Source organism: Methanoregula sp., assembly GCF_035543475.1.
Taxonomy (GTDB): Archaea; Halobacteriota; Methanomicrobia; order Methanomicrobiales; family Methanospirillaceae; genus Methanoregula.
In genome coordinates this window covers 1-18,251 of sequence record NZ_DATKKA010000011.1, presented here as the reverse complement: position 1 = coordinate 18,251, position 18,251 = coordinate 1, and the positions used below count along the sequence as shown (strand labels likewise).

Here is an 18,251-nt window from a genome sequence, read left to right as displayed (position 1 = left end):
ATCGATACTATTAAATAATTTTCTTCGTACAGTTTTTTTATGGTTAAGATCTTTGATACCCTTTTAGGAAAAAATTCCACCAGTTCCGACGATGAGTACATGGAGCTGGACCTCAGTTCATACGAGGAGCATGGCCGGGACGCTCCCGCACTCCTGGTCAAGATCGCCACGATCGGCGACCTCAAGGACACGCCCCGGGTCAAGGACGAGGTGTACAACGGCAATATTGTGATCGTCGATATCTCGCGCCTCAAGATGGACAAGATCTCGTACGAACGGGTCCTCAAGGACTTAAAGGAAGTTGCAAAGGACGTCAACGGGGACATCATCGGTCTTGGCGACCAGCGGTATGTAGTCCTTACCCCGATGTCGGTCAAGATCTCACGCGACAAGATTGGCGGGGCATAACGCGGTGCGCACCATTGTCCCGGGACCGTGTCCATACTGCAATACCGAAATAGAATACCTCTATCAGACGGAAAATATTCCCTATTTTTCGGATATCCTTATCATCTCTGCTATCTGCCCGTCCTGCGGGTACCGGTACGTGGATACGCAGCTGCTCAAGAATGCCGATCCAGTGCGGTACGAGCTCGCTGTGGAGACTCCTGAAGATCTCAATGTGCGTGTGGTCCGGAGCATGACCGCACATCTTGAAATACCGGAGCTGGGCGTCCGGATCGATCCCGGGCCGGCCTGCGAAGGCTTCGTGACCAACGTGGAGGGAGTGCTCGACCGGATCCTCCAAGCCATCAGGGCCGCAATCCGTGACGGTGATGACACCGAGAGGGAAAACGGGCGGATCCTTATCGAGCGGATAGCATCCGTCAAAGCCGGAGAATTGCCCGTAACGCTGATCCTTCAGGACCCTATGGGAAACAGCCTCCTGGTTTCGGAGAAGGCACAAAAGACCGCCTTTGTCGCTGACGAACCGGATGATTGCGGGGAGTGAGTCCACGGGCTTTGGACCGTCCCGGTCCCTTTTTTTTCTCTCCGGGGACAGGTCCCTGCCAGGTCACTTACGGGCGTCATCCGGGTTTTTCTTCAGAAATGCCCCCACGGTGAACCGGTTCGGGTCATGGGTCTCCCGGACATTTGACCCTTCATAGGTCCGGTCATGTTTCTGCAGGAGGGATCGCAGGGATTTTTTCAGTTTGTCCGGGCGTTTTGCGATCTTCGAACGCAACGTGGTTTTCAGGAGTGTTCCGGCAGTCGCTTCAGTGAAATGCTCCTGGCAGAGGACGACAAGGAGCTGGCCCGGGTTCTCTTCCGGCCGGTTCGGGAAACGTGAAAGCATCCCGAGCTGGAAGACCTCAAGTGCATCGGGCGGGCAGGGACGATCGCAGTACTCGCATTTCCCCACCATTTCCCGGACCTGTTTTTTGGTCTTTGACGTGAGAGCGATACGGCTTCGTTTGAACTCGCCTGAGTCCGGGGAATGATCGCTTGTCATTTGATACCTCCTTGGTGAATCCCACATCAATTCCTGATTCAGGAGTGAACGTGCAGGGGTTCAGGTAACCTGCGCGTCCCGGAGCCATGCGCCCGGTCTTTCCGTCACCTCGCCGACCACCCGGGCGCCCTTCACTATCGCGGTTACCGCGTCCACTGATGCCGGCGGCACTACGTAGGCGTACCCCATACCCATGTTGAAGGTACGGTACATCTCGATATCGGAGATCTTTCCCGTCTCCTGGATCCAGGAAAAGATCGCGGGCGGCTGGAGCGGAGCATCGAACCGGAACCCGTACGGGCAGAGGCGCAGGAAGTTCAGGAGTCCCCCACCGGTGATATGGCACATGCCGTGCACCGTGCAGGCATCGGCAACCGCAAGGCTCTCATGATAGATCCGGGTGGGGGTGAGCAGTTCGCGCCCGAGCGTCTTTCCCGAGCTGATCTTCTCATCGTAGTCCGCGTACTTCTCCACTACCATCCGTGCAAGCGAGAGGCCGTTGCTGTGGACGCCGGTGGAGGGGACACCGATGATCTTGTCGCCGGGACGGATCTTCTCTCCCGTTACGATCCGGTCCTTCGCCTGGACGCCCACGCAGGTGCCGGCAAGGTCGAGGCCGTTCACGAGGCCCTTCAGCGATGCGGTCTCCCCGCCCACGATATCGATATTCGCCTGGCGGGCCCCCTCGTTGAGGCCGATGCCAATCTGCGCCATCTTCTCCACGGAAAGCGTGTCGGTGGCAATGTAATCGACAAACGCGATCGGCTCCATGTGCATCACGTAGAGATCGTTCACGTTCATCGCGATGCAGTCGATCCCGACCGTGCTCCAGTCGGCAAGCTTGTCGGCCACGAGCATCTTCGTTCCCACCCCATCAGTCGTGAGGGCAAGGGCCTGCGTGCCGAAATCGATCAGCCCGGCGAAATGGCCGACATTCCCGAGCATCGTATGGCTTCCCTTCCTCCGGAAGGTCAGATTCCGGATAAGCGCCTTGATCGCCGTCGCTTCAAGGTCAATGTCCACACCGGCCTCGCGGTATGCGTTTGCGGTCACTCGCATTCCTCCGACAGACGGAACTCATCGTGCAGCACCCTGACGGCACGCGGCCCGTCCTGCTGTCTGACCACAAACGAGATGTTCGCCTCGCTTGAGCCCTGCGAGATCATCATCACGTTTACGCCGGCCTTGCCAAGGGCAGTAAAGATCCGGCCTCCCGTGCCGGCTGCACCGGCCATTCCGGCCCCGACCACGGCAACGGCACAGACATCCCGGTTGTGGGTGACCTCCCGCACGATACCATCCCTGACAAGAAACGCCAGGGCATCTACGGCTGCATCGAGATGGGACTCATCCACGATGAGTGAGATGTTTGCTTCGCTCGAGCCTTGCGAGATCATCATCACATTCACTTCGTGGTCGGCAAGTGCGGAAAAGATCGCCTTTGCCACGCCCGGCCTCCCGATCATCTGTGCGCCGTTGATGTTGATCGAGGCAACCTTGTCGATATACGTGAGGGCCTTGACCACACGGCTGTCGCGGTAACCGTTGCGTACGATCATGGTGCCGGGATGGGCCGGGTTGAAGGTGTTCTTGACCCGGACAAGGATGTTTTTGCGCATGGCGGGATCGATCGAGCGGGGGTGCATGACCTTGGCGCCGAAGTAGGAGAGCTCCATCACCTCGATATAGGAGATGCTTTTGAGGACCCGGGCATCGTTGATCACCCGGGGATCGGAGGTCATGATCCCATCGACATCGGTCCAGATCCAGATCTCGTCCGCATCGATCCCGGCCCCGACAATGGATGCAGAATAATCGGATCCGCTCCGGCCAAGGGTGGTGAGGATCCCGTTCTCGGTACAGCCCATGAATCCCATGATAACCGGGACCTCCTTTGAGAGGAGAGACCCGATCTTCCGTTTGATCCGTCCATCGCTTTCAGGGAGCGCCGTTGCTTCCCCGTGCTGGGGGGTGGTGAGGATCCCGGCCTCACAGCCGTCAAAAACCGTTGATGGGATGCCACGCTGGCGGAGGGCGGCACCAACGACCGGGGCAAGCAGACGCTCACCAAACGAGATAATATAGTCCTTTGAACGGGGCGTAAGCTCCCGGAGATTGTGAACCGCAAAGAGGATGTGCTGGAGGCTGGCGAGGCGCTTCTCAATGACTGCCCCGACTTCCGTAGTATAATCCGGCGCTGCCCCGGCAAGCGTGGTCATATGCCGCTCGCGGAGATGGGCGATTAAGGGAGAGACTTCGGAACAGTTCTTTGCCGCGGGGAGTTTCTCTGCAAGGGCGATGAGCTGATCGGTCACGCCCCGCTGGGCAGAGACCACGACCGCCAGTTCGTCACCGGCCTTATGGTGTTTTTCGAGAATATCCACAACCCGCCCGATACATTGTGCATCGGCAACGGATGTCCCGCCAAATTTCATCAAAAATCTCATGTCGGTTCACTCTGGGATGTACCATTTATTTATGTAACTATACGACGCACAGAATTATAATATGCATGCAGATGACGCGATGGACTGCCACGTGCTGGTGATCGGCAGTGGCGGCGCGGGAGTCCGGGCGGCAATAGAAGCCGCCCGGTACGGGGAGACCGTGCTTGTTACCAAGACCATCGCGGGAAAGGGCGGATGTACCCCCATGGCAGAAGGGGGCTACAACGCTGTGCTGCGGCAGGAAGATTCCTGCGAGATCCATTACGAGGACACGCTCCGGGGGGGTGCGTACCTCAACGAACCGGAACTGGTCAGGATCCTTGTCCAGGAATCCCCTGAGCGGATCCGTGAGCTGATCCGCTGGGGTGCGGTCTTCGATTTCACCAACGAGTGCGAGATTGCCCAGCGGCCGTTCGGCGGCCAGCGGTTCCCCCGGACCTGTTATGCAGGCGACCGGACCGGCCACGAGATGATGATGACCCTCGTGGAGCATCTGGATTCTGTGCCCGTGACCAAGCTGGAAGAAGTGACGGTCATCGAGCTGCTTAAGGAAGGCGACCGGGTGATCGGGGCATGTGCCCTTGATGAGAATGGTGAGCTGGTCACCATCACGGCCGATGCCACCATCCTTGCTACCGGCGGGGGAGCACGGGTCTACGATATCTCAACCAATTCCTCGAGCGGCACGGGAGACGGTTTTGCCATGGGGTACCGGGCCGGGGCCGAGCTGATCGATATGGAGATGGTGCAGTTCCATCCCACCGGTGCAGTATACCCGTACGATGCACGGGGCCGGCTCATCACGGAAGCCGTGCGGGGCGAGGGAGGCCTCCTGAAAAATGCCCTGGGCGAGCGCTTCATGAAGCGGTACGATCCGGTGCGGATGGAACTCTCCACCCGGGATGTGGTTGCCCGGGCGATTGCCACGGAGATCGCAGGCGGCCGGGGCACGCCGCACGGCGGTGTCTACCTTGATGTCACGCATCTTCCCAAAGAACAGATCGAGACCCGGCTGCCGGTGATGCTCGAGCAGTTCCTCTCCTACGGGGTTGATATCCGGACCCAGCCGATGGAAGTTGCACCCACTGCCCACCATATCATGGGAGGCCTGAGGATCAACCCGCAGGGGATGACAACGGTGCCGGGTCTCTATGCCTGCGGGGAAACGGCCGGCGGTGTCCAGGGAGCCAACCGGCTGGGAGGAAATGCCCTTGCCGAGACCCAGGTCTTCGGAAAACGCACCGGGGAGGCAGCCGGGCAGAGCAAACGACGGGCAAAAAAGATCGATCCCACACAGACTTTAGAAATACAGGAAAGGATCGGCCGTTTCTTCTCCGGCACGGAAAACCCGGCACGGGTGCGAAAGGATCTCCAGCAGGCGATGTGGCGGGGTGCAGGCATCTTCCGGGACGAGACGGGCCTCAAGGCAGCGCTTGCCACGGCAGAGCGTCTCCTTGCTGCCCCGATCCGGGCAGTTTCCCCGGCGGGGGTGGCAGAGTGCTGTATCGTGCAGAACATGTGCCAGACATCGGTACTCATCTGCCGCTCGGCCCTGATCCGGCCGGAGTCCCGTGGGGCAGACATGCGGGTGGACCTCACGCAGGAATGGGATGCGGAGCATTCACCCTTCGGGCACACCTACATCTCGAAACACCGCGAGGGCATCATACGACACGGGGTGACGGCATGAAAGAGATCCGGGTAGCCGTCCTCCGCTTCGATCCGAAAAAAGATCCGGCCCCCCACCCGGAATCCTATACGGTGAGGGTCAACGAGGGCGCCCGGGTCCTGCATGTCCTGCATGCGATCCATGACGAGATCGATCCCACGCTCTCCTACCGGTACTGCTGCGGGTCTGGCCAGTGCGGGAGCTGTGCGGTACAGGTCAACGGGGAACCGGTACTCGCGTGCATGAAAGAGGCGGCCGAAGGGATCACCATCGCCCCCCTGAACCTGCCGGTGAAAAAGGATCTGGTAGTCGATCTCCTCCCCAAGATCGCCACCATCGCGTCCCTTGTCCCGCCGGAGGGTGAGGCCCCGCTGCCAACGAAAGCGCAGATCGATGAGATAAAACCCCTCCGGGACTGCATCGAATGCATGGCCTGCGTCTCGGTCTGCCCGGCGATGGATGTGACCACGTTTCTGGGGCCCACTGCGATGCGGCAGGAGATGCGGCTGGCTCTCGATCCCCGTGACACCATAAACAGGGTACCTGACGCAATCCGCGACGGCCTGTTTACCTGCACGAGCTGCCAGGCCTGCTACAAGGCCTGCCCGAAAAAGATCCAGATCCCGGGGAAGGCGATCGAGAAACTCCGGGCACTGGCAAACAGGCAGGGCTTCACCCTCCCCCGGCACCGGGAGGTCGAGGCACTCATAAAAGAGACCGGCAGGAGCGTTGTCCGGACCGCGCCGAGTTTCATGGAGCAGGTTGGGACCACCATCGAGCCGTACGGCCCGGTACGGGCAACCGTCGGATTCTTTGTTGGCTGCATGTACAACCTGCGTCAGCAGCAGTCCGCGCTGGATGCAATAGAAATCCTCAAAAGAAACGGCATCCGGGTGATCATCCCCCGTGACCAGATCTGCTGCGGTTCACCCTTGATCAGGACCGGCCAGCTCGACTATCTTGATACCCTCAGGAAACGCAACATCGATGCGTTCCGGACCCGGGGGATCGATACCGTGATGACGATGTGCGCCGGGTGCGGCTCTACCCTCAAGCACGATTACGTGACGCCGTTCAAAGTTATAGACATTAACGAGTTGCTCACCCACTACGGAATCGAGCCACCGGCAAAGCTCCCGCTCAGAGCAACCTACCACGATCCCTGCCACCTCTTGCGGGGACAGGACGTGAAAGACGAGCCACGCCAGCTGATCCGTCAGGTGGTCGACCTGGTGGAGATGCCGGCCATCTGCTGCGGGTCCGGCGGCGGGGTAAAGTCCGGCCTTCCGGATGAGGCAGCAGCGCTCGGGGAGAAACGGCGCGAAGAGATCCGGAAGACCGGGGCCGATATTGTAATCACCTCCTGCCCGTTCTGCGAGTTCCATATCGCGAGCCACTCGGATAAGCCGGTGAAAAATATCATGACGGTTTTGCTCGAAGGGTACCGGGAGAAGGACCGGCAGGAACAGAAGAAAGAATAATGGTGCTGTTCGGCTGCCAAAGTCTGAACCGCCACCCCATAACCGTACCTTCCTCCACCCAAATCCGGGCCTAAACTGGTCTCCGATTCCCCGTTTCCGGACATGGGATCTGATCTCCACAGGAAACGATGTCCACGCCCCTAGAAAATCCTGATTTAACCGCGTATTTTTAAAAATGCCCCGATTTAAGGGCCACTTAAACCTGCACAATAGCGGGCTTCTGTTGACTGGGTTTCTGGAGATATCCGGTTGGTCATCTGTGGGAGAGATCGGCTGTCCGGAGGCTTCTGTGAGCGTTTTTCAAGTTTACGTCGGAGAAACCGAGCCATTGGGGATGGGATCGAGGGTGCTCCCAGAGATAAGGGGACACTCTAGGGGGGTTGCCGCCCCCCGCCGCTGATGCATCCCTGTAATACGGCAACATCACACGCTCCCCCAACGGGGGCAGGGTTGGCGCAAAGGGGAAGGCATGACATAAGAACACGTGCATTCCCCCACATAATTTTCCGGTATTTTGGGATGCAGTCCGGCAAAATGTGAGGGTAACGACTTTTATCTGGATTTTTTTTTTTGATTTTCCACATTTCATGCCAGAATAATCATGCCGAAAAAATATTGCGCCAATCTTTCGGAAACTTTCGTGTATAAAAATCCATTCAGTGCAATGATTTTCGCTATGAAATACGCCAAACGGAAAAAAGCGTCAGCCCTGGCTCATTAAGTACTCATACGCCTCGAGCGCTGCCTTGGCCCCATCCCCGGCAGCAATAATGATTTGCTTGCTCTTTACGGAAGTCACATCACCGGCCGCAAAGATGCCGGGCCGGCTCGTGCGGCCATCCACATCCACCACGATCTCTTTCTTCTCGTTGAGGGTTACCAGATCTTTGAGGTTGTCGGTATTCGGCGTCCAGCCAACCTCAATAAACACCCCGTCGATATCGATATGCTGCTCATCCTGCCCCTCCGTCGCGATCGTAATCTTCTGGAGAAACGGCTCGCCGGCGAGCCCGGTGATATGGGCATGGAGGTGCACGGTGATGTTCTTTATTCCTTCGAGCTTTTTGACGTATACCGGATCGGCTTTGATCGTGCTGCGGACGATGAGACTGACCGAGGAAGCAATCCCGCTCATCTCGACCGCGGTCTGGAGCGCCGAGTTTCCGCCACCTACCACGGCCACCTTCTTTCCCTTATAGAGCGGGCCGTCACAGGTCGAGCAGATGGAGAGGCCGCGCCCGAGATATTTCTCCTCATCCTGTACCCCGAGCTTCCTTGGCTGTTTTCCCGGGGTCAGAATCAGGCTTTTGGCTTTGACCGTGATTCCCGAGATGGTTGTAACTGCAAAGAGATTTTCGTCGGGAACGATCCCGGTAACCCGGTCAAGTTCCAGCCGTACATCAAGGGTGCGGACCTGTTCTTCGAACTTTTTCATGAGATCCTCACCGGTGATCATCCGGTAACCCATGTAGTTCTCGATTGCCCAGGATTCCAGCGCCTGGCCACCAATGCTCTCCGAGACGATCAGGGTCTTGAGCAGCTTGCGGGCGCAGTACACCCCCGCAGTCAGTCCGGCCGGACCGGCACCTACGATCACCACGTCATATATTTCACTGGAGGGATGCGTGCCGAACAGCTCGTTGAGCCGCTGGGAATCAAACCCGATAATAACCTCATCGTCAACCGTGATCACCGGGACGCCACGCTGTCCCGACAGCGCGATCATCTTCTCTGCCGCTGCAGCATCAGCCCCGACATCAATGGCGGTGTACTGGATGCCCTGCTTGTCGAGAAATGCCTTGGCCATCCGGCAGTACGGGCAGTTTTTCGTGGAATAAACGGTGACCGTGCTCATCAATGCGAAGAGGTTTGCGTCCGATATAAAGATTATGCCACTGGCATGCTTTCACCCGTATCAATCGCAACTTTCTTTTTATTGCACACCCCAATACCCCGGTATACAACACCAGAGTCCGTCATGACCGTCTCCTGCCGAAGATGTCACCCCTGGTTGTTCTGGGGATGCATCGCGATACTGCTGCTCTTTACCCTCCCTGCCGCAGCTGCATCCGATACCTCTGCTGCCGGACCGACGGTTTACCTCAATTTCAATGAAGGGGGTGGCAACCTCGCACTTGATTCCTCCGGTCACGGAAATGCCGGAATGATTCACGGCAATGCCTACCGGATCGATAACAACGGTTGTGTACGAGCTCTTGTACTCGACGGGAACGGGAGTTACGTTTCAGTGGCATATACAGCCGCCAATCATCCCACCGACGCCATAACGGTGTCACTCTGGTTCTCTGTAAACGATACCTACCCCCAGGCGCTTGTTTCCACGAACGCTGATGGAGGCGGGTACCGGCTCGGGTTCGACGAGGGCAACGATCTCTGGTGGACACTCGGCCTTGACAGCCAGAAAGGCAGTGTTTCCGTGGTGATCCCCCATGAGGCCATTTCTCCCGGGCAATGGCACCAGGTCACGGGGTCTTACGATGGATCCGTAGCACAGATCTACCTGGATGGCATTCTCCGTAACCAGGTAAATGCCACCGGTGCAATCCGGTACACGGACAACAATGCGGTCATGATCGGGGCCAATGCCGGGCCGGCGGATATTCCCGATACCACGTCTCCTGGCTACCTGGCCGGTGCCGTTGACGAGGTCAGGATCTACGACCGGGCACTTTCCTACGGTGAGGAGATGGACGACCGGTACCAGTGCACCGCTGCACCGGGAACCGGGATCCTGTTGCTTCCCGCGGGCACTCCACCGGAATTCCTTACCTCGGGATCGCTCGGATTACAGAATGGTGAGACCGCCACCCGGAGACTGACCTTTGCCAACCAGAGTACGCAGGGGATCTGGCAGGTGAGCGTTCCCCCCGGCTCCCGGCTTTCCGCAGGAGCGGCGGATGCCTATCCGGACGTTTATGCCGACGAATGGTACGTGGAGCTCAGGGACCAGGATACCCGCCTTACGCGTATCGTTGCCTTCCCGTCGGCCATTAACGCGCCGGCCAGCGGCGTTATTGAGTCGGGAAACGCCACGGTGCTCCTTCACTACTTTGGAGGCCCGGGCCGGTTCCCCGCGGCCATGAACCTTATCCTCACCTGCACCGCCCCTGAAAACCCGGTTACCTCCCTGCCCAAGGCCATTCTCGAATACCCGACTATTGTGATCTATTCCGCGTCCTGGGCTACCCTGATCGCACTTATCGTCGTTATTATCTGGGCACACCGGCGGCAAAGCAAAAAATAACGCAACGTATTCTTTGTGGGAACGTGACACGGGATCCCTAGTACCCGTGACGATAAGAACCGTTAAAAAAAGATTAGAGTGAAATTTCACGGAACTGTTTTCCGAATACGCCGCAGATCGGACACTTGTCGGGCGCCTTCCCGATCTCGATGTTCCCACAGACCGGGCACAAAAAGACCTTTTCCCTGCCGAGATCGTGGCCGGCTTTTATGGCGGCAAGTGCCTTTTTGTACAGCCCTGCATGGACCTCTTCGGCTTTCATCGCATGGGTGAATGCAAGGATGGCCTCGCTCTTTTTTTCGGCTTCTGCCTCCTTGATAAAGCCGGGATACATCGAGGTGTACTCGTGCATCTCACCGGCAATGCTGCCTTCCAGGTTCTTCTCTGTCGTGCCCACGGTGCCGAGCACTTTCATGAGTTTCTTTGCATGGATGGTCTCTGCCTCAGAGGCCGCCTTATAGAGGGTGGCAATCGCAGTGAATCCCTCTGCTGCAGCCTTCTCGGAAAATGCGAGATATTTCCGGCTGGCCTGGGATTCCCCGGCAAACGCTTCCATGGCATTCTTCTCGGTTGTCATACGGGAACGTATAGTCAGGGAGTTACTTAAACATTCTTCATGAGGCAGTGCCGGTTTACCTCCCTTGAATTCCCGGGATAAGATGCATTACATAAGAGAGGGATTATAGATTCCGGCATCCCACGCATACCTATGCGCGAACAGGTACCGGCCAGGGAACTGTCTTTCCCCACCCGTGGCGTACCATGAAAAAGATGAAAGATCTCCCGGCTCACGACAGGCCGCGGGAGAAGATCGCACAAAAAGGCGTGCAGGCGCTCACCGATGGGGAACTCATCGAGGCGATCATCGGGCGCGGGATGCCCAACCGGGATGTACGGGCGATTGCGCGCGATATCGATCTCCTGATCCGGGACCCGGCCCGGGAGATACGGTACGAAGACCTGCTGGAGATCGAAGGTTCGGGGCCCACCAGGGCAGCCCAGATCCTGGCCTGTCTCGAACTCGGGCGGCGCAGGTACAGGCCATCTGACGCCGTAAAGATCCGTACCCCGGAGGATATCCTGCCCATCGTCAGTTCGTACCGGGATAAGCCGCAGGAATACTTCATCTGCATCTCCCTCTCCGGGGCCGGCGAAGTGATCCAGAACCGGGTGGTTACGATAGGTATTCTCAACCACAGTCTCGTCCCCACCCCCGTGAAGTGTTTGCCGGGGCGATTACGGACCGTGCCGCCTCGGTCATCTGCGTGCACAACCACCCGTCAGGATCGCTTGAGGCAAGCCCGCAGGATATCGCAATCACCCGGCAGCTCCAGGAAGCAGGAACACTTTTGGGCATACAGCTCCTCGACCATATTATTGTCACAAGGTCCGGCTTCTCCAGCCTGAAAGAGAAAGGGCTGATCTAAACCGGGAAGGAAAACCACCTGCTGCACCCTGCGGACGGGTTTTGAGGATACTACGGGAATCGCCGGGATCACTTCTCACCGGACGCAGCCAGTGACTTCCCGAGGGCAAGCCCTTTCCTGTACGCAGCATCGAGGAGATCCGGGCGAGTTGAAATATCCAGGATGGTATCCATGCCGTTCACCAGCAGCTCGTCCTGGTACCGGCAGTCGATGATGTCAAAGAAGGCCCGGGTTGTCAGTTTGGCGCCAACAAAAACCTCAGGGATGTCCATCCCTGAGATGCAGATGAACAGGCCGGCCCGGGCCGGCTTCCGATCCGGGGGGATAAGGGACTGGTGTCGGTGGTACTTGGCCATGAAAAAGACCTGGAACCGGTCCATGAAAGCCTTGAGTGTCCCGGGGATCCCCATGGTCATGACCGGAGTAGCGAGGATCAGGCCGTCCATTTCCCTGAATTTCGGGTATACCTGCTGCATATCATCGTCAAGGATGCAGGTCTCGTGGTCCCGGCAGAAAAACATCTCCTGGCAGCCCTGAAAATCGAGGCTTGTCACGGGGATGAGCTCAACGGTGCAGCCGGCATCCCGTGCTCCCTGCACAGCCCGGGCCAGCAGCTGTGCCGCATTGCCCTCGGGAAGAGGGCTGCCCAGAAGAGCGATGACTGTGGGAGCCATACCGGCATTAGGAGGAAAAAACCAATATAGCTTTGGATCCGGCAAAAAAGGAGGTTCTGTCAAGTTGTCGGCGGGTGGGGGTTAGTATGACACCCTGTCAAAACGCGGCAGGTGGTCAGAATTTAACAAGTTCTATCAATCGTTCCGACGATCCAAAAAAAGTCTTTGCGGTAGCGGCGATTGGGATGCTAATCTTTAGTTATCTCTTTGCTAATTTTATGGCGTTGTTTTCAAATTTGCCCATTAACTTTTTTGTAATTTTTTTGTATTTTGTAGGGATCGCATGGGCAGTATGCGCCTCCGCTGTCACAGTTATGTTAGTTTTTCATAGGAATCTTATTATCAAGTGAAATATTATAATTTTTTATGGGCGATTCCGATTGGAAAAGCGTCATTGCTGGAGCCATTGTAGGTGCAATAATTGGTGCGATGGCATTGGGTGTCATTACGTACTATGTTACGGTAAAGATATCCCAAGACCAGCAAGCAATTGAGCAACAAAATATTGCTCAAACACTATACTTTGATGTTGGGACAATTAATGCTAGATTAATTACCGATTTGGATCAAATCAATAAAAGTCCAAACAACACGATCTATTTCTCCACCACACCTTATTACACATCAAACGGGGTTTATTTTGTGTTTAGTAAGGACATTACAAATTTTAAAGATTTTCAACTATCCTCCGATTTGTACACATTTTACAACCAAGTTATGGAAATTGAAAGCGAGAGAAGCTATCTAGAACAAATAAGCAATGAAAATTTTATGACGGGTGAAAGAGTCAATCTTCAATGGCCGATTGAGAGCGAAATTATTTCGATGAACTCAGATATGTATGAAAATATGATATTGGCCAGCCGCAATGCAAGAAAAATTACTACAGAGTTAATACACGATTATCCATTATCCCAACCAGCATCGACAAAGAATTCCGCCACTTATGACTCATTTGATTTATACAATGTTTCGGTGCGCAACATTCCAAGCGACTTGTAATCCCAAACTCCTTTTTTAATCTCTCATAACCTCAATTCTCAACCCCTCGCTCTCAATACACCATCGGAACCGATGCCCTTTCTTTAATTCCAATTTCGCCACAATGTAACTCGGTATCGTCGTCCTCAGTGACATACTATTAGTTGTTGCCGGGTTCAGTACCGACTCATCCGCCCTTGCATTCTTTGCCATGAATAGGTTATGTGTCGCCTTTTTATTTATATTTTGTTGCCTTTTTAATTACCTATAACTATTTATACTAATACAACTTATAGGTAATTAACAAGTAAATAAGTAGGTGAGAGAGATGCAGCAACTAACCACAACCCGGCAGGAACGCGGAGAGGCTATTGCAAAGAAGGTTGGTCAGATCAGGAGACTTGATGAGACACACTATATCGTTAAGTCACAGTCAAGAAACGACCAGCTATACGAAGTATCACAAACCGACATCGGGTGGAACTGCTCATGCCCCGACCACCAGACTCGCGGAGTTGAGTGCAAACACATCATCGCCGTGAAACTCTCGTTTGCGATGAGGAAACAGGTTAAGGCAAGTGTGATCCTGGACCCGGTAGTCGTGACCAACTGCCCGGCTTGTGGCTCTGAACAGATCCAGAAAGCAGGTGTCCGGCACAACCGAAGCGGCGATATTCAGCGGTACTTATGCGAGGCTTGCGGTAAGCTGTTCAGCATCAACATCGGCTTTGAGCGGATGAAGCACAACCCGAAGGCGATCACAGCAGCGATGCAGCTCTACTTTAGCGGGGAATCTCTGCGGAATACTCAGCGGTCGTTAAAGCTTCTCGGTGCAGAAGTCAGCCACCAGACGATCAGCAACTGGATCGCGAAATACACCGAGCTGATGAAGGGATATGTGGACAAGCTCAACCCGCAGGTCGGCGACGTATGGAGAGCGGATGAAGTTTACATCAAGGTTAAGGGGAATATGAAATACCTCTTTGCCCTGATGGACGATGAAACCCGGTACTGGATCGCGCAGGAGGTAGCCGACTCAAAGCACAAGCACGATGCACAGGGATTATTCCACGAAGGCAAGCAGCTCATGGACAAAGTACCGAGTATCCTTATCACCGATGGACTGCCGGCATACCACGACGCATTCAAGAGGGAGTTTTACAGCAGAATGCTCCCCCAACCCCGCCACATTAACGCAATCAAGATCACCGGCCACCAGAACGAGGCCAACAATAACAAGATGGAACGCATTAACGGCGAGATCCGCGACAGGGAAAAGACCATGCGGGGATTAAAGAAAAAGAACACTCCGATCCTCAAGGGGATGCAGGTCTATCACAATTATATCAAGCCGCACGAAGGACTTGACGGCAAGACACCGGCTGAGGCATGCGGGATACAGGTTAATGGTGAAAACAAGTGGATGACATTAATCCAGAACGCTGCAAGTGCACAGATAAAATAAAAAAATATTTTATGACGGCTTTATCGCTACAATTTTTGCACTTTGAACGAAGGCCACACCGTTATGATTCTCTATAATTTTAAAGGCGTCTGTAGAAGAAAGTGTATGGATATAAGAATGGTGAACCGCTAGTATTGCATCTTGCAATCTTTGGTCGCATTCCATCATTTCAATATTGAGGCCCAACTCAAGGCAAGTTGCTGCAGAAAAATGTCTGTCGTGTGCTTTTGTTTTTGAGTGGCTCGCCAAATAATTTATAATTTTTTTAACTTTTGCGTCTGCATTGCCATCTTGATTAAACATGTACTGTTTTAACCACGTTCTAACCAAGCTGTTTGACCACGTAATTGATTTTTCACATTCGCCAATAAGGGTGGGGTGATATCTCGCAATAATAGGTTGCCAAACCGGGATTTTGTCTTGATCTTTCTTGCATTCTATGTATGCACGATTAAATTCCTCGATAATCCCATGCGCTGGTAACCCCTTATATTGTGGATCTATTGGACCTAAGCTTGATTGCTTCCCCATAATTATGCATTTACTGGCACATGCAATCATTGTCCCCGCAGACATCGCCAATTGTGGAACAATTACACGAATATCCTCATCAAACATATCATGGAGGTATTCAACAATAGATTCTGTTGCAGATATTGAACCCCCGGGGGTATGTAAAATCAGATCTAACCCAATACTTCTATCTAACCCTTTAATCGAGGCCATAAAGCCATTTTTATCTTCATCTTCAATTGAAACTCTATTTATTCCGGGTTTTTGTAACCATCCGGAATAATACACAATAATATTTCTCTGCGTTACTTCGTGAAGTTTTTTTAAATATTTTCTACGGATAACGTCGTGGGTGCTACCCGCTTCTTTTATTTCAGTTAATACGTCATTCCAGCTTGTCATAAAAAAATTACCTAAAGAATGCTGGTATCTTTATCATAAACTATGAAGGTTACTGTTTCACTAGAAGTATCATGTATTCTTAACCCAAAATCGCGATAGGACTGTCTATCATGTTCATTGCCGAGTTTCATAAAATCAAATTTTTTACCGATTTTCTCCTGTCTGGTCACCATGTTCTATCGCCTCCCTCTCCGCAATAATCCACGCGGATTTGAAACCTGTGTATGCAGATTTCTTGTGTATAGATATGAATTCTTGTATAAATAAATTGACATCAAATGGCAACGTCAAATTCGAAAAAATTGCATGAATTTTGTCTCGCTTAACTTTTTATCATAAAAATATGTTACAAACCCAATTGATAAAACCAATAATGCATATTTTCAGTAAGTTGTAACTGCCGATTTTTGACAGAGACTTTTGGATTAGTTCACCCGCCGACAACTTGACAGAACCTACGAACACAACTGATATATATCTTTGACATAAAAGTGAAGTCTGGTGATATCTCTGACCGAACAAAAGACGTATGCAGCAGGCCAGAAAGTCGGACCGGGAAAATACGTGTGTCTCGACTGCGGCAAGGAACTTACTCTGGACAAGAGCGAACAGGATCTCCGCAAGTGCCCGGCCTGTTCCTGCGAGGAGTACCAGTGTTTCCCGATGACCCATATCCGGCCGGATATCAAGACTCCGGAAGATGCCAAAAACCCGCCCAAGCGCGGTAAGAGTTTCCAGTAATTTCTCATTTTTCCGGCAACGGTACTGCCAGTGGTGAACGCCCAAAGTGACCTTTGAAAGGGTTCTTCGGGTCCGGTGGTGCAGCAGAACGCCACGTCACAAAAAACGAGGTTCAGCATGGTAAATGTATCAGCAGAGGGGCAGGTCTTCAAATGCGAGATCTGCGGGAATGTTGTGATCGTAAAGGAAGCCGGCGGTGGAGAACTGATCTGCTGCGGCGAACCAATGATTCTGGAGAGTGAATGAGTATGGTTGTAAAAAAGCCAGTTACAAAGAAACCTGTTGCGAAGAAGACGGTAAAGGAACTCAAGGGACTGGAAAAGAAGATCGGCAAGGTGCCCAAGTTCTTCAAGGAGCTGACCGTCAACGATCCTGACATGTATAACCTTGTCATGAAGATGGAAGGCCATGTCTGGGACGACGGTAAGCTCACAAGGAAGACCAAGAAGCTGATCGCGATTGCGATCGCTGCCGCACTCCGCGATCAGCACGCGGTCCGGGCCCAGCTGATGGGAGCGGCAAGCCTCGGGGTCACCAAGGCCGAGATCGAAGAGGCACTCCGGGTTACCTTCCTGCTCTCGGGCATGCCGGCCTACGTGTACGGCAAGGCACAGCTTGACGAAGTCATGAAGAAGTGAGGGTGGGCCTCACCTCTGTGTGGCACAGGAAAAATTATCCTCATCCGTTTTTTCCTTTATTTTTCTTTTACAGACGGGATTATGATACATTAAAGTGGGTAACGGGCGCTGTATCCGCCAGCCGTCCCCCATCCAATGATTTTTCACCCTCCGTATCCAAGCATCATCTATGCCCATAAAGGTCCTCGCGTTTGCCGGCAGCCCGCGGAGGTTTGGCAATTCGGAGACCCTGCTCGACTGGACGCTTGCATCCATGGCAGAAGAAGGGGATGTTGTCGTCGAGAAGGTCCCGCTCACCGATGCCAATATCAGCCCCTGCCGGGGGTGCAATGCCTGCGAAAAGCTGAACAAGTGCATCCAGCGCGACGGCATGGACACCTATCATGACAAGATCATCGAGGCAGACTGTATCGTTCTTGCATCCCCCATCTTCTGCATGGGTCTTGCCTCGCAGGTCAAAGCACTTGTCGACAGGGCACAGGTCTTCCGGTCCCGGAAATATGTCCTCAAACTGCCGGTGGTCCCACCGGAGCGGAAAGGTAAACGCCTCGGCATCTTCCTTGCAACTGCCGGGCAGACCTGGCCCCATGTGTTCGATGCAGCCGTACCCTCGGTCAAGTGTTTTTACCACGTGATCGAGATCCGGGATGCAGACATCAGCTACCTGATGGTCAACGGGGTTGACGAGAAAGGGGTGATCGCCCATCACCCCACCGCAAAAGCCGATGCAGAAAAACTGGGGAAGTCCGTGATTGCCGAGCTCAAAAATCGGTTGTCGGAGGGGACAGCCCCGTGACGATAAAAGTGCTCGGGATCTCCGGCAGCCCGCGCCGGCACGGGAACACCGAGACGCTGCTGGACAGTTTCCTTGACGGGGCAACGTCTGCGGGGGCATCGGTCGAGAAAGTAGTGCTTAAAGAGATCGACTACTCCCCCTGCCGTGGGTGCAACGCATGTCACAAAACAGGGGATTGTATTGTAAAGGACGATGCACCAGGAGTGTATGACAAAATCCTCGCTGCAGACATCGTGGCCGTCGCTTCGCCGATCTACAGTATGGGGATCACTGCCCAGCTCAAAGGGTTCATCGACAGG

Annotated in this window: 21 protein-coding genes and 1 pseudogene; 15 read left to right on the top strand and 7 right to left on the bottom strand. The window is 54.2% G+C overall.

Annotated features, from left to right (window positions below; genetic code table 11):
* Nucleotides 1-39 precede the first annotated feature (39 nt).
* The gene (locus VMS83_RS04630; protein ID WP_011991103.1) at nt 40-408 is read left to right on the top strand and encodes a cell division protein SepF; all 369 of its coding nucleotides are present in this window, start codon (nt 40-42) and stop codon (nt 406-408) included.
* Between the two features lie 4 nt (nt 409-412).
* On the top strand, nt 413-952 hold the full coding sequence (locus VMS83_RS04625; RefSeq protein WP_325410340.1) for a ZPR1 zinc finger domain-containing protein: 540 nt from the start codon (nt 413-415) through the stop codon (nt 950-952).
* Nucleotides 953-1,015: 63 nt separating this feature from the next.
* On the opposite strand, the gene VMS83_RS04620 is transcribed toward VMS83_RS04625, so the two are convergent.
* Genes VMS83_RS04620 through VMS83_RS04610 form a run of 3 tightly spaced genes read right to left on the bottom strand, consistent with a single transcriptional unit; the run spans nt 1,016 to nt 3,900 of the window.
* Nucleotides 1,016-1,453: a hypothetical protein gene (locus VMS83_RS04620; protein ID WP_325410338.1), complete on the bottom strand. Its 438-nt coding sequence runs from the start codon at nt 1,451-1,453 to the stop codon at nt 1,016-1,018.
* A gap of 60 nt (nt 1,454-1,513) precedes the next feature.
* A complete protein-coding gene (gene purM, locus VMS83_RS04615; RefSeq protein WP_325410336.1) occupies nt 1,514-2,512 on the bottom strand; it encodes a phosphoribosylformylglycinamidine cyclo-ligase in 999 nt (332 codons plus the stop codon).
* Nucleotides 2,503-3,900, bottom strand: a complete 1,398-nt coding sequence (locus VMS83_RS04610) for an aspartate kinase (protein ID WP_325410335.1) — start codon at nt 3,898-3,900, stop codon at nt 2,503-2,505. Before VMS83_RS04610 ends, purM begins: the two co-directional genes overlap by 10 nt.
* Before the next feature lie 61 nt (nt 3,901-3,961).
* Here VMS83_RS04610 and tfrA point away from each other — a divergent pair, with 61 nt between their 5' ends.
* On the top strand, nt 3,962-5,590 hold the full coding sequence (tfrA, locus tag VMS83_RS04605) for a fumarate reductase (CoM/CoB) subunit TfrA (RefSeq protein WP_325410334.1): 1,629 nt from the start codon (nt 3,962-3,964) through the stop codon (nt 5,588-5,590).
* Nucleotides 5,587-7,050: a fumarate reductase (CoM/CoB) subunit TfrB gene (tfrB, locus tag VMS83_RS04600; protein ID WP_325410332.1), complete on the top strand. Its 1,464-nt coding sequence runs from the start codon at nt 5,587-5,589 to the stop codon at nt 7,048-7,050. The genes tfrA and tfrB overlap by 4 nt, the downstream gene beginning before the upstream one ends.
* A gap of 703 nt (nt 7,051-7,753) precedes the next feature.
* Here tfrB and VMS83_RS04595 read toward each other — a convergent pair.
* Nucleotides 7,754-8,905, bottom strand: coding sequence for a Uxx-star family glutaredoxin-like (seleno)protein (locus VMS83_RS04595; RefSeq protein ID WP_325410330.1), 1,152 nt, complete (start codon nt 8,903-8,905; stop codon nt 7,754-7,756).
* Between the two features lie 123 nt (nt 8,906-9,028).
* Between VMS83_RS04595 and VMS83_RS04590 the strand changes: the two genes are divergently transcribed.
* Nucleotides 9,029-10,315 (top strand): LamG domain-containing protein, encoded by a 1,287-nt coding sequence (locus VMS83_RS04590; RefSeq protein WP_325410328.1) that lies wholly within the window; start codon nt 9,029-9,031, stop codon nt 10,313-10,315.
* Between the two features lie 73 nt (nt 10,316-10,388).
* Here the strand turns inward: VMS83_RS04590 and VMS83_RS04585 are convergent, their stop codons facing one another.
* A complete protein-coding gene (locus VMS83_RS04585) occupies nt 10,389-10,892 on the bottom strand; it encodes a rubrerythrin family protein (protein ID WP_325410326.1) in 504 nt (167 codons plus the stop codon).
* A 185-nt stretch (nt 10,893-11,077) separates the two neighbouring features.
* Between VMS83_RS04585 and VMS83_RS04580 the strand changes: the two are divergent.
* Together VMS83_RS04580 and VMS83_RS04575 are read left to right on the top strand one after the other, a co-directional pair.
* Nucleotides 11,078-11,254, top strand: a pseudogene (locus VMS83_RS04580) (UPF0758 domain-containing protein); the annotation flags it as partial.
* A gap of 281 nt (nt 11,255-11,535) precedes the next feature.
* The gene (locus VMS83_RS04575) at nt 11,536-11,742 is read left to right on the top strand and encodes a JAB domain-containing protein (RefSeq protein WP_325410324.1); all 207 of its coding nucleotides are present in this window, start codon (nt 11,536-11,538) and stop codon (nt 11,740-11,742) included.
* Nucleotides 11,743-11,810: 68 nt separating this feature from the next.
* On the opposite strand, the gene VMS83_RS04570 is transcribed toward VMS83_RS04575, so the two are convergent.
* Nucleotides 11,811-12,416, bottom strand: a complete 606-nt coding sequence (locus tag VMS83_RS04570) for a flavodoxin family protein (protein WP_325410322.1) — start codon at nt 12,414-12,416, stop codon at nt 11,811-11,813.
* Between the two features lie 86 nt (nt 12,417-12,502).
* Here VMS83_RS04570 and VMS83_RS04565 point away from each other — a divergent pair, with 86 nt between their 5' ends.
* The 3 genes from VMS83_RS04565 (at nt 12,503) to VMS83_RS04555 (ending at nt 14,862) form a co-directional block, all read left to right on the top strand.
* Nucleotides 12,503-12,766 carry a hypothetical protein gene (locus tag VMS83_RS04565; protein WP_325410320.1) on the top strand — a complete coding sequence of 88 codons (264 nt, stop codon included), beginning with the start codon at nt 12,503-12,505 and terminating at the stop codon, nt 12,764-12,766.
* A 16-nt stretch (nt 12,767-12,782) separates the two neighbouring features.
* Nucleotides 12,783-13,418 carry a hypothetical protein gene (locus VMS83_RS04560; protein ID WP_325410318.1) on the top strand — a complete coding sequence of 212 codons (636 nt, stop codon included), beginning with the start codon at nt 12,783-12,785 and terminating at the stop codon, nt 13,416-13,418.
* 307 nt (nt 13,419-13,725) lie between these two features.
* Nucleotides 13,726-14,862 (top strand): DDE-type integrase/transposase/recombinase, encoded by a 1,137-nt coding sequence (locus tag VMS83_RS04555; protein ID WP_325410316.1) that lies wholly within the window; start codon nt 13,726-13,728, stop codon nt 14,860-14,862.
* Nucleotides 14,863-14,871: 9 nt separating this feature from the next.
* Here the strand turns inward: VMS83_RS04555 and VMS83_RS04550 are convergent, their stop codons facing one another.
* Nucleotides 14,872-15,777, bottom strand: a complete 906-nt coding sequence (locus VMS83_RS04550) for an SDH family Clp fold serine proteinase (protein WP_325410314.1) — start codon at nt 15,775-15,777, stop codon at nt 14,872-14,874.
* Nucleotides 15,778-16,278: 501 nt separating this feature from the next.
* Between VMS83_RS04550 and VMS83_RS04545 the strand changes: the two genes are divergently transcribed.
* The 5 genes from VMS83_RS04545 to VMS83_RS04525 form a co-directional block, all read left to right on the top strand.
* Nucleotides 16,279-16,518, top strand: a complete 240-nt coding sequence (locus tag VMS83_RS04545) for a zinc ribbon-containing protein (protein ID WP_325410312.1) — start codon at nt 16,279-16,281, stop codon at nt 16,516-16,518.
* Between the two features lie 117 nt (nt 16,519-16,635).
* Entirely contained in the window at nt 16,636-16,764 is a 129-nt protein-coding gene (locus tag VMS83_RS04540; protein WP_325410310.1) for a desulfoferrodoxin FeS4 iron-binding domain-containing protein, read from the top strand.
* Nucleotides 16,761-17,156: a carboxymuconolactone decarboxylase family protein gene (locus tag VMS83_RS04535; protein ID WP_325410308.1), complete on the top strand. Its 396-nt coding sequence runs from the start codon at nt 16,761-16,763 to the stop codon at nt 17,154-17,156. Before VMS83_RS04540 ends, VMS83_RS04535 begins: the two co-directional genes overlap by 4 nt.
* 169 nt (nt 17,157-17,325) lie before the next feature.
* Nucleotides 17,326-17,952 (top strand): flavodoxin family protein, encoded by a 627-nt coding sequence (locus VMS83_RS04530; protein ID WP_325410306.1) that lies wholly within the window; start codon nt 17,326-17,328, stop codon nt 17,950-17,952.
* The coding region (locus VMS83_RS04525; RefSeq protein WP_325410304.1) for a flavodoxin family protein at nt 17,949-18,251 on the top strand (303 nt) is incomplete at its 3' end. The genes VMS83_RS04530 and VMS83_RS04525, both read left to right, overlap by 4 nt.

What these genes read in the sequence shown, in the direction of transcription:
- VMS83_RS04630 (WP_011991103.1), top strand. Translation starts at nt 40, where the DNA reads ATGGTTAAGATCTTTGATACCCTTTTAGGAAAAAATTCCACCAGTTCC.
- VMS83_RS04620 (WP_325410338.1), bottom strand. Translation starts at nt 1,453, where the DNA reads ATGACAAGCGATCATTCCCCGGACTCAGGCGAGTTCAAACGAAGCCGT.
- purM (WP_325410336.1), bottom strand. Translation starts at nt 2,512, where the DNA reads ATGCGAGTGACCGCAAACGCATACCGCGAGGCCGGTGTGGACATTGAC.
- VMS83_RS04610 (WP_325410335.1), bottom strand. Translation starts at nt 3,900, where the DNA reads ATGAGATTTTTGATGAAATTTGGCGGGACATCCGTTGCCGATGCACAA.
- tfrA (WP_325410334.1), top strand. Translation starts at nt 3,962, where the DNA reads ATGCATGCAGATGACGCGATGGACTGCCACGTGCTGGTGATCGGCAGT.
- tfrB (WP_325410332.1), top strand. Translation starts at nt 5,587, where the DNA reads ATGAAAGAGATCCGGGTAGCCGTCCTCCGCTTCGATCCGAAAAAAGAT.
- VMS83_RS04595 (WP_325410330.1), bottom strand. Translation starts at nt 8,905, where the DNA reads ATGAGCACGGTCACCGTTTATTCCACGAAAAACTGCCCGTACTGCCGG.
- VMS83_RS04590 (WP_325410328.1), top strand. Translation starts at nt 9,029, where the DNA reads ATGACCGTCTCCTGCCGAAGATGTCACCCCTGGTTGTTCTGGGGATGC.
- VMS83_RS04585 (WP_325410326.1), bottom strand. Translation starts at nt 10,892, where the DNA reads ATGACAACCGAGAAGAATGCCATGGAAGCGTTTGCCGGGGAATCCCAG.
- VMS83_RS04570 (WP_325410322.1), bottom strand. Translation starts at nt 12,416, where the DNA reads ATGGCTCCCACAGTCATCGCTCTTCTGGGCAGCCCTCTTCCCGAGGGC.
- VMS83_RS04565 (WP_325410320.1), top strand. Translation starts at nt 12,503, where the DNA reads ATGACACCCTGTCAAAACGCGGCAGGTGGTCAGAATTTAACAAGTTCT.
- VMS83_RS04560 (WP_325410318.1), top strand. Translation starts at nt 12,783, where the DNA reads ATGGGCGATTCCGATTGGAAAAGCGTCATTGCTGGAGCCATTGTAGGT.
- VMS83_RS04555 (WP_325410316.1), top strand. Translation starts at nt 13,726, where the DNA reads ATGCAGCAACTAACCACAACCCGGCAGGAACGCGGAGAGGCTATTGCA.
- VMS83_RS04550 (WP_325410314.1), bottom strand. Translation starts at nt 15,777, where the DNA reads ATGACAAGCTGGAATGACGTATTAACTGAAATAAAAGAAGCGGGTAGC.
- VMS83_RS04540 (WP_325410310.1), top strand. Translation starts at nt 16,636, where the DNA reads ATGGTAAATGTATCAGCAGAGGGGCAGGTCTTCAAATGCGAGATCTGC.
- VMS83_RS04535 (WP_325410308.1), top strand. Translation starts at nt 16,761, where the DNA reads ATGAGTATGGTTGTAAAAAAGCCAGTTACAAAGAAACCTGTTGCGAAG.
- VMS83_RS04530 (WP_325410306.1), top strand. Translation starts at nt 17,326, where the DNA reads ATGCCCATAAAGGTCCTCGCGTTTGCCGGCAGCCCGCGGAGGTTTGGC.